Annotated in this window: 16 protein-coding genes; all 16 read right to left on the minus strand. The window is 47.4% G+C overall.

The annotated features are described in order from the left end of the window. Positions 1-26 precede the first annotated feature (26 nt). Positions 27-1,874, minus strand: a complete 1,848-nt coding sequence (gene dnaG, locus GC097_RS26450) for a DNA primase (protein WP_171686253.1) — start codon at positions 1,872-1,874, stop codon at positions 27-29. Positions 1,875-1,923: 49 nt separating this feature from the next. Further along, positions 1,924-2,388: a YaiI/YqxD family protein gene (locus GC097_RS26455; RefSeq protein WP_171686254.1), complete on the minus strand. Its 465-nt coding sequence runs from the start codon at positions 2,386-2,388 to the stop codon at positions 1,924-1,926. 91 nt (positions 2,389-2,479) lie between these two features. After that, positions 2,480-3,295, minus strand: a complete 816-nt coding sequence (locus GC097_RS26460) for a pyruvate, water dikinase regulatory protein (RefSeq protein WP_171686255.1) — start codon at positions 3,293-3,295, stop codon at positions 2,480-2,482. Between the two features lie 182 nt (positions 3,296-3,477). Next, the gene (gene recO / locus GC097_RS26465; RefSeq protein WP_171686256.1) at positions 3,478-4,227 is read right to left on the minus strand and encodes a DNA repair protein RecO; all 750 of its coding nucleotides are present in this window, start codon (positions 4,225-4,227) and stop codon (positions 3,478-3,480) included. 46 nt (positions 4,228-4,273) lie between these two features. Next, a complete protein-coding gene (locus tag GC097_RS26470) occupies positions 4,274-4,426 on the minus strand; it encodes a YqzL family protein (RefSeq protein WP_171686257.1) in 153 nt (50 codons plus the stop codon). A 96-nt stretch (positions 4,427-4,522) separates the two neighbouring features. Further along, positions 4,523-5,422, minus strand: a complete 900-nt coding sequence (gene era, locus GC097_RS26475) for a GTPase Era (protein ID WP_171686258.1) — start codon at positions 5,420-5,422, stop codon at positions 4,523-4,525. A 6-nt stretch (positions 5,423-5,428) separates the two neighbouring features. Continuing rightward, positions 5,429-5,842: a cytidine deaminase gene (locus GC097_RS26480; protein ID WP_246294452.1), complete on the minus strand. Its 414-nt coding sequence runs from the start codon at positions 5,840-5,842 to the stop codon at positions 5,429-5,431. A gap of 32 nt (positions 5,843-5,874) precedes the next feature. Next, entirely contained in the window at positions 5,875-6,579 is a 705-nt protein-coding gene (locus tag GC097_RS26485) for a diacylglycerol kinase family protein (RefSeq protein WP_171686260.1), read from the minus strand. Next, the gene (gene ybeY / locus GC097_RS26490; RefSeq protein ID WP_171686391.1) at positions 6,579-7,106 is read right to left on the minus strand and encodes an rRNA maturation RNase YbeY; all 528 of its coding nucleotides are present in this window, start codon (positions 7,104-7,106) and stop codon (positions 6,579-6,581) included. Before ybeY ends, GC097_RS26485 begins: the two co-directional genes overlap by 1 nt. A gap of 33 nt (positions 7,107-7,139) precedes the next feature. Then, positions 7,140-9,368, minus strand: a complete 2,229-nt coding sequence (locus GC097_RS26495) for an HD family phosphohydrolase (protein ID WP_171686261.1) — start codon at positions 9,366-9,368, stop codon at positions 7,140-7,142. Between the two features lie 40 nt (positions 9,369-9,408). Beyond that, positions 9,409-10,374 carry a PhoH family protein gene (locus tag GC097_RS26500; RefSeq protein WP_171686262.1) on the minus strand — a complete coding sequence of 322 codons (966 nt, stop codon included), beginning with the start codon at positions 10,372-10,374 and terminating at the stop codon, positions 9,409-9,411. Positions 10,375-10,380: 6 nt separating this feature from the next. After that, positions 10,381-11,574 (minus strand): sporulation protein YqfD, encoded by a 1,194-nt coding sequence (gene yqfD, locus GC097_RS26505; RefSeq protein WP_171686263.1) that lies wholly within the window; start codon positions 11,572-11,574, stop codon positions 10,381-10,383. A 37-nt stretch (positions 11,575-11,611) separates the two neighbouring features. After that, positions 11,612-11,890 carry a sporulation protein YqfC gene (yqfC, locus tag GC097_RS26510; RefSeq protein ID WP_171686264.1) on the minus strand — a complete coding sequence of 93 codons (279 nt, stop codon included), beginning with the start codon at positions 11,888-11,890 and terminating at the stop codon, positions 11,612-11,614. Between the two features lie 159 nt (positions 11,891-12,049). After that, complete coding sequence (locus tag GC097_RS26515) at positions 12,050-12,508, minus strand: YqfB family membrane protein (RefSeq protein ID WP_171686265.1); 459 nt, start codon at positions 12,506-12,508, stop codon at positions 12,050-12,052. Positions 12,509-12,524: 16 nt separating this feature from the next. Then, on the minus strand, positions 12,525-13,517 hold the full coding sequence (floA, locus tag GC097_RS26520) for a flotillin-like protein FloA (protein WP_216625888.1): 993 nt from the start codon (positions 13,515-13,517) through the stop codon (positions 12,525-12,527). Positions 13,518-13,529: 12 nt separating this feature from the next. Beyond that, entirely contained in the window at positions 13,530-14,192 is a 663-nt protein-coding gene (locus GC097_RS26525) for an NfeD family protein (protein ID WP_171686266.1), read from the minus strand. Between the last annotated feature and the right edge of the window lie 92 nt (positions 14,193-14,284).

The raw sequence follows: 14,284 nt of genomic DNA on the forward strand, positions 1-14,284 counted from the left end.
CCTCCTCCCTAGTCAATTCAGTAGCTCTACGTTGACTTTAATCGTTTTTCTAGGGCGATAATTTCAATTGCAATTTGTGCTGCTCGAAGATGATCCCCCGCGCGCTCGGCGCGAACTCGTTCTTCTTTCTTGCGTTCAATTTCTTCTTGCATCGGAACTTTACGAATTTGGCGAATATAGTCGTCAATCACTTGTTCGTTCATTCCATGACCGGCTCCCATCATCACGATGGAACTGGCCAAGCTCTCCAGCTGTTCGTCTTGCAGCATGGCAATGTATCGGCTTGCATCCGGCTCAGCATTCTGAGCGTAGTAAGCATATAAATAAGCAGCTAAGACTGCGTGAGCTTCAACGTTGAATTGATCTCCCAACTGTTCTTCCACATGTGCGCAAACGTCGCGGTCATGCATCATAACAGCCAAAATCAATCGTTCAGCATTGTGATAAGCTGGCAAAAGCGAAGGCGTTTTCTTGCGTGTTCGTTCCGCTGTTCTCCCATTATTCATAACATTATTCCACAGAATTGGTTTATTATCCCCATCCGGTCGGTTTTTTTCCGATTGCAGCAAGATTTCATGAAGGTCTAACTTCATGGCCTCATAGGAGGAGTCAGGGAATTCAGATGCCAATTGTTTTAAGTAATGTTCTCGTTCCATAGGAGACTGAAGATCACTAATTAACTTCACAGCGGACTGCAGATAACGAAGTCTGTCACCGTCCTCATGCAACTTAAAATTTTTACGGATATACAAAAGCTTATATTTCATCGATGGCACGGCAGGTTCAATGATCTCCCGTACGAATCGGTCAAAACCATAATTTTTCACATAATCATCCGGGTCCTTGCCATCCGGCAGCATCGCTACGGTAACTCGGCTTCCCGTCTCTTCCAGAATCGGAATGCTTTTGAAAGCAGCCGATTGTCCGGCGTTGTCCCCGTCATAACATAGGACGATCTGATCAGCGTTGCGGTTCAGCAGAGCCGCGTGCTCTTTGGTAAGTGCAGTCCCCATCGTAGCGACCCCGTTGCTGATTCCTGCTTCCCAAGCCTTAATAACATCTACGTAGCCTTCAAAAAGGACCGCTTGCTGCAGTTTTCGCATATTGGGTCTTGCCAAATGAAGATTGTACATCGTCCTGCTTTTATTAAATAGAATAGATTCCGGACTATTTAAATACTTGGGTTGAGCATCGCCCATCGATCTCCCACCGAAAGCAATGACTTTGCCCGCGGCATCGCAGATCGGGAACATAATGCGCTCCCTGAATTTATCCACGTAGCCAGTTCCTTCATGTCTAGCCGATAATAAACCGCCTTTTTCCATTAGCGTCAAATCGAACTCACGTTTCACCAACTGCTGAACCAATGTATCCCACATAGCCGGGGCATAACCGATTTGAAACGTATCGATCAGCTTATCCGAAATACCTCTTGAGGCTAAATATCCTTTAGCCACTTTGCCTTGCTCTGTGTTCCCTAAAATATAATGATAAAGCTTAGCTGCAAAATCATAAGCTTTCAGCAGCGTTGCTTTCTCTTGCTGCTGCTCGTTCTGCTCTTCGGTCGCTTCCTCCCACGTAATAGGGATATCCGCTTCTTCCGCAAGCTTGGTCACGGCTTCTGAGAAACTAAGGCCTTCAATTTCCATCACGAAACGAATTAAATTTCCGCCGACATTACAACCGAAACAACGATAAATTTGTTTTTCGGGTGTGACGGTGAACGAAGGGCTTTTCTCGGAATGGAAAGGACACAGCCCTTTCATATAATGCCCTTGTTTGCTCAAATGTACATGCCTGCCAATCACATCAACGATGTCATGGCGCTTCAGTACAGCCTCAATGACCTCTTCAGGTATGCGTCCGTACCTCATGTTCTTTCCACCCACAATTCAGGTCGCTTTTCCGACTAAGTACTATTCGCTACTTGTTTTCGTTTTCCTGCAAATTTCTTAAAAGTTTTGTCAAACCGTGTAGAAAATTTTTGCGATCCTCGTCTGTAAAAGGTTTTGGCCCTTTCGAATGCTTGCCGGATCTGCGCATTTTCGCTGAGGTATGACGACGATCCAATAAAAAATCAATCGAACTGTCCGTATATTCCTGCCCCCGATTTGTCAAACAAAACGAGCCTTTCGCTAACCCGAGCGCGGCGAGACCAAAATCTTGCGTCACCAAAATATCGCCTTGCTTAATCTGATTAGCGATATACAGATCGACAGACTGATCGGACCGATCCACTTGAATGACCTTCACGCCCGGGTTCTCCTTCATCCGATGATCGAAAGAAGCAACCAGCACAACTTGTACACCAAATTGCCTTCCTGCCTGCTCGATCTCAGATTTCACGGGACAAGCATCGGCATCGACGATAATACTTCTTGCACCCATTCGGTTCAGCCCACGCCCTTTTTACGAAATCTCACCGTACTATTATATACGATGAACTTCTAAAAAATCCTGCAAGAATAAACATAAAACCTTACTGAACCCGCTCGATATGATCCATAACCAGACTTGCTGTTTCCTCTACGGCACGGTTCGAGACATCGAAGATTACGCAACCGATTTTGCTCATAATTTTGTCAGCAAAAGCCAGTTCTATTTTAATACGTTCTACATTCGCATAGGTTGCATTTTCTGCAAGACCAAGTGTACGAAGCCGTTCTTGCCGAATGACATTCAATTTATCCGGGTCGATCCTGAGCCCGATAATTTTATCTTTCGGAACCGTGTAAATAGCAGCAGGGGGCTGCATTTCCGGCACTAGCGGCACATTGGCCACTTTGAACCTTTTGTGCGCCAAGTACATGGATAACGGCGTTTTGGACGTGCGGGACACCCCAAGAAGAATAATGTCCGCCTTCTGAATACCGCTGAAATCCCGGCCATCATCATATTTAACGGCAAATTCGACCGCTTCGACTTTTTTAAAATAATCCTCATCCAGCGGATGAATCATCCCCGGCTGTCTGCGGGGTTCTTGATGAAGCGCTTGCCCCAAGGTGTTCACAACCGGTCCAAGCAGATCGATGTGCGGGATATTATATTCTTTCGCTTTGGCAATAAGATCGTCCCTGAGCTCAGGTATCACCAAAGTAAAGACGACAATACCGCCATGAATGCGAATGGCATTAATCACTTTATCGATGCCTTCAATATCATGGATGAACGGAGCTCTTACAATCTCTACGGGAACTGGATGAAATTGCATCGCTGCAGCGCGTACAACCGACTCTCCTGTTTCCCCGACAGAGTCAGAAACGACATAAACCCGAGTAGGTAATGGATGATCCATTTTCCCATAGCCCCTTTCAACCTGTTCAGCAGGGACGAGGCCCTACATTAGCATTTGTATGTAAAGTAGTTTAGAACAGAACGTAAGCATAAAAAAACTCACCGATATGCGGTCAGCACAAAGGCGAGGTGTTTTCCACCACATCATATCAAAGCCAACATCACATGTCAAATAAGGCCAAATTATATATTGTACTTTTCCATTTGTTCGATAAAGTCTCTGGATTTCCACTTTACGCCGATATGTATATCCATATAAGTTCTCATACAAGTCTTTATCTGCGCTTTCGTTTCATCTTTAACCTGAACGGCGCCAAGTCTGCGCATATCCATGCGCGGGAACAGTTTGAGCAGTTTCAGAGCGCCTTCTCCAATCCCGATCGCTGCAGGATCTTTGTACCGGCACCGATTGCATAACGTTCCTCCCATGGCAGGGCTAAAGCTGGTGATACCCGCTGTTTCTCCGCAAGAAACGCAGCCATTCGTAACGGGCAAGTAACCGGCCAATTCAAACATTTTCATTTCATAGAGGTGAACAACGATTTGCATGTCCTTGCCCTCTTCGATAGCCATCAGACCTGCTCTCAACTGTTCGAACAGATAGGTGCTGCCTTCTTCATCGCCCAGCATGCGGTCCGTCATTTCGGCCAGGTACGACGCATGTGCAGACATATGCAAATCTTCTCGCAAAGCGTGATGAGCTTCGATGATTTCCGCAGAATTCAAAGATCCCATTTGACCGCGCTGTTTGAAAAAAACAAAATCGCCGTACGTAAAAAGCTGCGTAACGGCGGCATGTCTGCTTTTCACTTTTTTCGCACCCCGAGCCATAACGCCAACTTTGCCCAGCTCGGGGGTGAACAAACTAATGATTTTATTCCCCTCTCCGTAATCCATACTACGGAGTACAATCCCCTGTACACTGCGCAGCAAATGATTTCCCCCATGTAGGCCGCTCCAGGCTTACGACTTGTTTCTTTTACATCGTCAGACCCTCGAGCGGCTCTTCATTACTTTGATCCTCTTCCTGTACATCCGTGTCCATGCCGGGCCCATCGGTGACTTGTTTGTACAAAAGGTAGGCATCTACATCACCGGTCTTTGAAAAATACGTCCACGAAAAGTCTTTCATGTTCAGCATCCTCCCCATCGAACGTGATGTTCATAGGATGTGCAGAGAATGCTTCTCTATGCGGAAAATTATTGGAATACTTAGGCAATAATCGGATTAATCGTGACGGAAGCCAAGATCTTTCAACACTCTGTCTTGATTTCTCCAGTCTTTCTTCACTTTAACCCACAGTTCTAAAAAGGTTTTGGAGCCAAGCAGCGTCTCAATATCTCTGCGTGCTTGTCTGCCTATTTCTTTGAGCAAGCTACCCTGTTTGCCGATGACGATACCTTTTTGGGAATCGCGCTCAACAAAGATAACCGCTGAAATGTGAACGACGCCATTGGATTCAACGCGCATATCCTCGATTTGAACCGCAATGGAATGCGGAATTTCTTCACGGGTCATATGCAGTATTTTCTCGCGAACTAGCTCTGCGCATACGAACTGCTCAGGATGATCGGTGATTTGATCGGCCGGGTAGTATTGAGGTCCTTCAGGCAAATATTTAATAATTTGCTCCAAAAGCGTTGTTACATTATTTCCCTTCAGCGCTGAAACCGGCACGATTTCTGCAAAATCGTATAAATCTTTGTATGCTGTAATGATCGCAAGCAGCGCTTCAGGCTGGACAAGGTCAATTTTGTTTAATACCAGAATAACAGGTGTTTCAACGTGCTTCAGCTGCTCAATAATATATCTGTCTCCGCCGCCTATGCCGTCAACAACATCGACCAGGAAAAGTACCGCGTCGACTTCCCCCAGGGTGCCGTGCGCGACTTTACTCATATAATCGCCTAATTTGGAAGTCGGTTTATGAATTCCTGGCGTATCCAGAAAAACGATCTGGCCATTTGCTGACGTATATACGCCGTGTATCTTGTTTCTTGTTGTTTGCGGCTTGTCTGACATGATGGCGATTTTTTGTCCGATGATTTGGTTCATCAATGTTGATTTCCCAACATTCGGACGTCCGATGATTGCGACAAAGCCTGATTTAAATTCTTTTTTAGCCACTTCTACTTATCCTCCATTTGAATGCAAATCTTTCGTTGTAAAAGCTCCCGGCAGTAAAGCGGAAACGGTCGTTTCAGCAAAATCCCCTTTGAGATTGCCAAGGTACACGGGCATATCCGGCCCGCAAAGCTCAACCAGCACCTGACGGCAAATGCCGCATGGCGAAATGGGACCTTCCGTGTCGCCCATTACGGCAATGGCTTTAAAAGAGCCTGCTTTGTGTCCGTCAGCAATGGCGCGGAAGAGGGCCGTACGCTCAGCGCAGTTCGTCGGACCATAAGCGGCATTCTCAACATTGCAGCCGTAATGGATATGGCCGTCCGCATCGAGAAGCGCCGCTCCTACGTTAAAATTAGAATAAGGCGTGTAGGCTCTTTTCATCGCTTCTGTTGCGTGTTGAATGAGTTCTTGTCGGTTCATGGCCATCATCCTTTTTATTGTTATAGTCAATGTTATAGCATGTTTAAACACGATAAAGCGAGTATTGTGACAGCCGCACCGATAAGTGCGCCAAGAAAAAGCGCCGGAAACGGGCGGGTCTTTTTGTCATACAGCATTATAAATATAAGTGCGGCAAGCGTATACGCCAGCAAGGCTACAATCGTTTGTGAAACGAATATCGCAATGACGGTCGCGATGGAGAAGGCTACGGCCGTCAGCAAACTGGGGCGAACTAATTTCCCTTTGTCCGAAAACCGAGTCTCGATAACGATGACCGTTAAGATGACCAAAGCGATAAGCAGCCAGATCGTTCCCGCAGAAACTTGCGAATGACGGATTCCGGATTCGCGCAGAAGCTGATCGATCGGTTCATAGAAAACAATCATGCCAACGACGACGGCAAACCCGGCAGACACCAAGACGGACGCCGCGGCGACGTCCTTTGCGATTTTGGCTAACGGATGGCGGTCCGGCATGGCCAGATCCACCGTCTTTTCGACAGCCGTATTGATCAACTCCGTAACAATCATTAAGGTTACGGCTAACAAAATAAACAGAATATCCGTTTTGGGCAAACGTGCAAACAAAGCAGCCAACAAAACAAGAAAAGCAACGCAAAAATGGAACTTCATATTGCGCTGCGTATCTAAGGCATATTTGATTCCTTCGTAGGCATACCGGAAGCTTCTGCGCCATTTACGGAAGCCGTCGGTCATTAGCGCGTCAAACCTGCCTTCTGCAAAATGTCCTCCTGCTTGGCGAACATAACCTTCTCTTCTTCCTCGCTTTGGTGATCGTACCCGATTAAGTGCAAGAACCCGTGAACGAACAGGAAGCCAAGCTCACGTTCTACGGAATGTCCGTAGTCTTCAGCCTGGGCGATTGCGCGGGGGACTGAAATAATAATATCCCCAAGCGGTTCAATGAACCCTTCGGACACCGATTCGCCATCCTCTGATCCTTCCGCATCGTCCTGCTCATCATCTTCATAGTTAATCCGAATTTCGTCTTCGCCAAACTCGCTCATGGCAAAAGACAGCACATCCGTTGGTTTATCCAAATCACGATACTGCTTATTTAACTCTTGGATAGCTTCATCGTCTACAAAAGTAAGAGCGACTTCGCCTGCTGTAACGCCTTCAAGCTCACCGGCTAACTTCAGCAGCTCCTCGATTTTCTCAATAAAGGCAGGTGTGATCTCTTTCATTTCCTGCTCGCTGCTCCACTCCAGCGTTAAATCGATACTCGCCATATCTATCACACTCCTGTCATTTCTTTATGTCCCTGATTTCTTAGGAGACAATTCATTCGGATACTCAATCCTCGCATGAAAGATGCCAAGCAAGGTCTCATTTAATGTTTTGGCGACCTTATCCAGTTCCTTAAGCGTGATATCGCATTCATTGAATTGGCCGTCATCCAACCGGGACTTGATGATTTTGTGCACCATCGAATCGATCTGCTCCATCGTCGGATTGCGAAGGGAGCGAACAGCAGCCTCTACACTATCTGCAATTCCTACAATAGCCGCTTCCTTAGACTGCGCTTTGGGCCCTGGATAACGGAAATCCTCTTCGCGGATTTCCTTCTCGCTGCCTTCTTCTTCGGCTTGTTTAACGGCCTTATGATAGAAATAGTGCAGCAATGTCGTGCCGTGATGCTGTTCCGCAATATCTCTGATCGCCTTCGGCATTTTGTAATCCTTCAGCATTTCAACGCCATCGCGGGGATGGGCGATAATGATGGATTTACTTAAGTTCGGATCGATGCGGTCATGCGGATTTTCTATATTGGTTTGATTCTCGATAAAATAGCTCGGCCGTTTCGTCTTTCCTATATCGTGATAATAAGAACCGACCCGGCAGAGAAGCCCGTCTGCTCCGATGGATTCGGCGGCGGCCTCCGACAAATTGCCAACCATTACGCTGTGATGGTACGTGCCGGGAGTTTCCGTAAGCAGCTTGCGCAGCAAGGGATGGTTCGGATTCGAGAGCTCCACCAATTTGAGCGGTGAAAGAATGCCGAAAGCAACCTCGAAGAAAGGCAGCAGTCCGATGACGAATACAACCGTTAATAGTCCCCCTGCAGCAGCGAATGAAAGCGACATGATCGCTTCTCTTTGCTGAAAATGATCTTCCATCAGCAGCATCGAGGTGATCGTGAGCATCGAGAAGAAGGCAATCATGAGTCCCGCTTTCAAAATGGTTGCACGCTGGCTTGCACGTTGAATCGTGAACACCGCGCTAAAACAAAGAACCAAGGACACTAAGCCGTAACGGAAGTCAAAAAGAAGCGTATGCTCCGTATTAAAAATAATACTTGCCATCAAAGAGAATAAGACCGATGAAATAAAAGCCAGCGGCGCATCCAGCAAAATGGCAATTAAAATGCTTCCTAACGCAGTCGGAGCCAAATAACCGATAAACGGATAGTCCAAATTTTGGACAAGCGAAATGATTTTCATACATGTAATATTGATGACAAAAATCAAAATCAGCATGAGCAGCTGAGAATTGTTGTATTTGATTGCAAGCAGGCTTTGCCGGACAAACATAGATACGACAAAAGACAATAAGGCAGAAAGAATACTTAGACCAATCTGGGGCAAGTGATTCGCTTTGCTCTTGAGCAGCTCCAGTTTGTCCAATCTGGCATAAATCTCTTCCGTGATGACGTCTCCAACCTTGACTAGCACATCATTTTTGTTGATATATACCGGCTTCACGTTTTCTCTAGCTTGTCCTTTGGCATCATCCGTGCCCTTCTGATCAAAGAACTTATTCGGCGTGATCACCGCTCGCGCGATCTCTGTCACCATTTCACGCATCGTATTCTTCGCGAGATTGGACGTGTTTACCACTTCCGCGACTTTCGCCCTTGCCGTCTGTGCGTCAAGAATCTGATCGTTCATCAGCTTCGTAACGATATCTTTGGTAACAGGGCGCATGGCAGCCAAGTCCTCTTTGCTCAATCGCGGAAGCTTAAAGTAAGCTTCTTCAGGCAGCGGGTACTGCTGTTCGGCAAGCCCTTGCTGTATTTGCTCAATCAACGTCTCGTTATACTGACCGCTGGTGCTGAGCGATTTGATCGACTGATTTTCCATATCGCTGATTAACTGGGGAATCACACGGCGGAAAATGCTTACTTTATCATCGAACTTTACTTCTTCATCCGCATTAATCTGCAATAATTTATCATAAATGGCGTCGACTATCGTATCATTCTTGAGATTCACAATGCGGTATACAGGCTGAACGCGTTTGGCAGCGTCTTCTTTCGCTTGTTCCGTCGCAATGGCGTTCTCAATCTGCCTTGGCGCATAAATCGTTGTTTCACTGGTTGTTCCCAGTTCGATATCATAAACTTGAGGAACGAGTTTCGCATATAGAGAAATATAGAAAACTAAAGCCAGCAAGAGAAACAACAGTACCCGAATAGCCGTACTGTACTTCCATCCGTTCAGCTGGTAATGAAATTTACCTTTCATTTGCACTTCATTTTTCATCGCGGAAGGTCATTCCTCTCTACCTGACAAACCAGCACAGTTACTTTTCCTTCTCCGCATTGTAGGCCACAATGATTTTCTGAACGAGCGAGTGCCTAACTACGTCCTGCTCATCAAAGTGAATAAAGCCTAGCTCTTCAATCTCATTGAGAATGCGAGCAGCCTCTACAAGCCCTGACGATTTGCCGCGTGGCAAATCAATTTGCGTAACGTCCCCGGTAATGACCATTTTGGAGCCGAAACCGAGCCGTGTCAAAAACATCTTCATTTGTTCAGGCGTTGTATTTTGAGCTTCATCAAGAATAATAAACGAATCATCCAAGGTTCTGCCCCGCATATACGCCAGAGGCGCAATTTCGATCAAACCGCGCTCCAATGATTTAGCTACCTGCTCAGGACCTAAGACATCGTTAAGAGCATCATACAATGGGCGCAAATAGGGGTCAACTTTTTCCTGCAGATCGCCTGGCAGAAAACCGAGACTTTCCCCTGCTTCGACGGCCGGGCGCGTTAAAACGATTCGTTTGACGGCACCTTCTTTGAGACGCGTAACCGCGAGTACGACTGCTAAATAGGTTTTGCCTGTTCCGGCAGGTCCTATGCCAAAAACGATATCTTTCTTTTTGATGGTCTCAACGTATTTCCGCTGTCCAATCGTTTTGACGCGAATCGGTTTGCCGCGATGCGTTGTTGTAATCTCGCCTTTGAACAGATCCAGCAGTTGATCCGCTTTCATTTGCTTAGCAAGCTCAACCGCATATAGGATATCCCGCTCCGTTAACGTATAGTTATTACGAATGAGCTGCAAGAGAACTTCAAAAAGCTGCTGAAGCGAGTTCACTTCCGCAGCCGGCCCTTGAATCGTTATTTCGGCTTCACGCGTAAAAATTTGCGCGGCAATCTCTCTTTCAATCACATGCAGAAATTTGTCCTGAGGGCCAAACAATGCCAGCCCTTCAGCCGGATTTTTCAGTGTTAACTTTACGGATTGTGCGTTTTCTACCAACAGGTCTCATTCTCCTCGTATGACAATTGGTTGCTCTTCGGCGATATTTTCTTCGACTTCAAAATGCACGTCTATATAAATTTTACCATTCTCTGATTTTTCATGCAAAATTTTTTCGCCTACGAGTCTAGCATCGGCTCCTGAGGCCGCAAGCAATTTGGCTCTAGCCTGCTCCAGGCCTGTCTTCTTGGCAATCGCAGGATCAATCGGCTCCTCTACGACTTGAACTTCCATGATCTTTTCATGCAGCCATCCGATAGGAAGCGCAAAGGTACGCCATGCCAGCGTTTTTCGCTCAGGGATCGTCTCGAAGTGTTCAAAACCAAGCTTTCCATACCCGCTGACTTGCAAGGCTCTCGACCCGAAAACAATATAATTGCGTGTAATTGTCTCACCGGAATAAGCTTTATAGGATTTCGTAAGCGGTGACTCGATTCGCGAGGTATACCAGACGATACCCCTTACTTTGCCGCTTGCAACAACCACTTGATTATTCTGTTCATCCCCGATCGTGCCCGATATGAGCACGTCCCCTTTCTTTACATAAGTATTCGGCTTCACCATCGGTTTCCCTTTATCGGATAATATCTCGGTCACAAGCGCATTTTTGGCAGCGACTAAATTTCTCGGATTTTTCAGATCCTTTTTATCGGGTATCGTAGCTTCAACGACTTTAATCGTAATGTGCGTACCGCGGATTTCAACGCCTACCCAGGCCGTGCCCGGCAGCAGGCTCTGTATCTCGCGTGACAGGTCTTCCGCCTTTTTCAGCCGGAATTTCCATTGATACGTATGGATGCCCTGCTTAGATGCCGCCTGCAAAATTTCCGCTTCTGAGATGCGGTCGTTGCCCTCCACCGTTACCTGCCAGACAAGCGAAGTCAATACGTACAGAGCGATAATAAAAGCGGCAATCCCGCCCAGAAACACCTTTCTCCGCCCCAATCTCTCCATAAAAAAAGGAAGCCCGTACCGCTCAAGGACATGCATCCGGCAGCCTGTCCGTTTGAGCAGCGGCTTAAGTTTGAAAAAGTCTTTGATCAGGATATTAAGCTCAAGTTTGCCGTCATTCCCGGCTTGAATATCCCAAATGGAGAATCCCTTCTCCATCATGGGATTAATCAGCTTTTCACTTCCGGTGCCCCTTATTTGAATGCGCACATACCCGCGCAAACGGGCTATGAACATCGATTGCTTCATATACGCTTACCTCCCCATCCTTAATCCTGACTTCCATCTATGGCATGTATTTAACGTTGTCGATCAAGCCTTCGATAAAAACTTCTTCCGATAGGATCGCGCGAATGACCAAGTTTTTACCGAACACTTCCAGCGTCCCTTTTGTTAACTCTAGCTTTAAGTTTTCACTGGAAAAATGGAGCACGCCCCGGTGATTCTCCACATAAAGCTGTACGTTGCCGATCATCGTAATTCGCGGCAAGTCCTGCACAACGTCCTGGGGAAGATCCAGGATTTTGGCCGTGAACTGGTTCCATTTGCGGGTCAAGCGACGCATAGCTGGGCACTACCCCCTCTAACTAGATGATCATGGCGACAGAAAAGGCGCATAGCTTTCTACCAAATTATGCGGATGGCATCGGATTTATGTGAAAAAACTGGAAAACAAAGAGCGCCCTCCCCGATAACTCGGGGGGACGCTCTCTGTTTTCGTTTGTTACCTACGGTGAGGTTTTTTTGACCTTGGAGGGCCCAAAATTTCGGCCCATACCACACCTTGAAGGAGCTGCTCTTGAGTGGGCGACTCAGGAAATGGACTTGCCGCCGTAAGGTCGCCTGCATAGACAGACTTCCCTTCCGCTTGCGCCTGTTTAGACGAACCGTAAGGAGACGGCTTCGTCTTCGGACCGGTGGCTGCGGACGGCACGCCACTAGGACGACCGAACTCGTCCCGTACGCCTTCCGATGGTTGGGGTGGCCCAAACCCCTTCTGATTCGATTTACCCGCTTCAGGACGGCGCTGAGCCTGGCCTGGAGCCTCGCCGAACGAGGGCATGCCCGTTCTCGGCGCATTTTGACGCGCACGGCGCCCTTTGTTCTGAATTTGATATAAAAAGGTTAACCCGATAATAACCAAGTACCAGTTTTTAAATAAAAATGCAAGGAGTTGTTCCATGCTATCACCTCATGGGCTATGAGTCTTTGTCGCTCTTGCCTTCGCCCATCTTACCGAGCGTTGAACGCATTTGAGTATCTGCATCGATATTTTTGAAATTCATATAGTCCATAACGCCAAGTTTCCCGCTGCGAAGCGCCTCTGACATGGCAAGAGGCACCTGAGATTCCGATTCAACAACCTTGGCCCGCATCTCAACAACCTTAGCCTTCATCTCCTGCTCGGCCGCAACTGCCATTGCTCTTCTTTCTTCCGCTTTCGCCTGAGCGATACGCTTATCGGCTTCCGCTTGCTCGGTTTGCAGATGGGCACCGATGTTTTTCCCTACATCCACGTCCGCAATATCGATGGACAAGATTTCAAAAGCCGTTCCGGCATCCAAGCCTTTCCCCAAAACAGTGCGGGAAATCAGATCCGGATTCTCCAGAACGTCCTTGTGCGAATCGCTGGAACCGACCGTCGTGACAATCCCTTCGCCGACACGGGCAATAATCGTTTCTTCGCCGGCGCCGCCGACTAAACGTTCAATATTGGCACGTACGGTCACTCTGGCAATAACCTTCACTTCAATTCCGTTTTTAGCAACGGCAGAAACATTAGGCGTTTCGATAACACGCGGATTGACGCTCATCTGAACGGCCTGAAGCACATCACGGCCCGCCAAATCGATGGCTGCCGCGCGCTCGAACTCCAAATGAATTTTGGCGCGGTGCGCTGCAATCAAGGCATTAACGACTCTGTCGACGTTACCGCCTGCAAGAAAGTGACTCTCTAATTGGTTGATGCTGAGATCGATACCCGCTTTTGTCGCTTTGATCAGCGGATTAACGATCCGGCTAGGCGTTACGCGGCGCAGTCTCATGGCAATCAAAGTAATAATACTGATGCGCACCCCTGATGCAAGCGCAGAAATCCACAGCATCACTGGAACAACGCTAAGCAGTATGGATAGTGCAATAATGATGATTGCCGCAAGCAGCACCAAATATAGTCCCGGTTCGATATTCATTCCTTTTTCCTCCTAGGCATGTTTAGATTCCATCTCCCGCACAACAACGCGGGCCCCTTCAACCTCAACGACAACAATTTCCTTCGCATTCGAAATAAAGCTTCCGTTCGTCACGACATCCACGCGTTCGCCCTGGATGATCGCTGTTCCGGCCGGCCGCAGAGGGGTTATCGATTGCCCCGTCAACCCCACCAAATACGAGCGGTCCGGGTTAGAGGTAAACCCCTTGTCCGTTGTCAATTGCTCCTTCAAAATAAACCGGTTCCACACTCCGCGATGTTTAAATGTTTTGATGGCAAAAGCAATGACGACAATGGCTACCAGAAGCGCTATCCCCAGCATGACCGCGGCATCCGTAGGATTCGGGGAGGCGAGCAGCACACCGCCAAAGAGACATATGGCCCCCAAAACACTTAGTATGCCGAAACTGGGAACGACCAATTCCAATATGAGGAGCACTAACCCTATGCCGAAGACGGCCAAATCACCGAACCCGGCAAAACCAGCCAAATAAAATCCGAGAAAATAGAGTGCGAATCCGGCAACGCCCGCTAACGCTAGTAAACCGCTGCTCAAAAAAAGAAGTTCTAAAGCGATCCCGATAATTCCGACCATCAATAAAACGGTCGCTGTAATTGGATGCGTCAGAAAGGCTGATAAGTTTTCTGCAAACATCGTCTTTCACTCCTTTCCTGATTCTTCCTTATCATTAATATGTACGTCACTCAGAAGAAACTGTTTCGTTTCCAAAGAAAATAAAAAGATCG

The organism is Paenibacillus planticolens (assembly GCF_013141725.1).
GTDB lineage: Bacteria > Bacillota > Bacilli > Paenibacillales > NBRC-103111 > Paenibacillus_E > Paenibacillus_E planticolens.

Coding starts and splice junctions, on each gene's coding strand:
- dnaG (WP_171686253.1), bottom strand. CDS start 1,874: ATGAGGTACGGACGCATACCTGAAGAGGTCATTGAGGCTGTACTGAAG.
- GC097_RS26455 (WP_171686254.1), bottom strand. CDS start 2,388: ATGGGTGCAAGAAGTATTATCGTCGATGCCGATGCTTGTCCCGTGAAA.
- GC097_RS26460 (WP_171686255.1), bottom strand. CDS start 3,295: ATGGATCATCCATTACCTACTCGGGTTTATGTCGTTTCTGACTCTGTC.
- GC097_RS26470 (WP_171686257.1), bottom strand. CDS start 4,426: ATGAAAGACTTTTCGTGGACGTATTTTTCAAAGACCGGTGATGTAGAT.
- GC097_RS26480 (WP_246294452.1), bottom strand. CDS start 5,842: ATGAACCGACAAGAACTCATTCAACACGCAACAGAAGCGATGAAAAGA.
- GC097_RS26485 (WP_171686260.1), bottom strand. CDS start 6,579: ATGACCGACGGCTTCCGTAAATGGCGCAGAAGCTTCCGGTATGCCTAC.
- GC097_RS26495 (WP_171686261.1), bottom strand. CDS start 9,368: ATGAAAAATGAAGTGCAAATGAAAGGTAAATTTCATTACCAGCTGAAC.
- yqfD (WP_171686263.1), bottom strand. CDS start 11,574: ATGAAGCAATCGATGTTCATAGCCCGTTTGCGCGGGTATGTGCGCATT.
- yqfC (WP_171686264.1), bottom strand. CDS start 11,890: ATGCGTCGCTTGACCCGCAAATGGAACCAGTTCACGGCCAAAATCCTG.
- GC097_RS26515 (WP_171686265.1), bottom strand. CDS start 12,508: ATGGAACAACTCCTTGCATTTTTATTTAAAAACTGGTACTTGGTTATT.
- floA (WP_216625888.1), bottom strand. CDS start 13,517: ATGAATATCGAACCGGGACTATATTTGGTGCTGCTTGCGGCAATCATC.
- GC097_RS26525 (WP_171686266.1), bottom strand. CDS start 14,192: ATGTTTGCAGAAAACTTATCAGCCTTTCTGACGCATCCAATTACAGCG.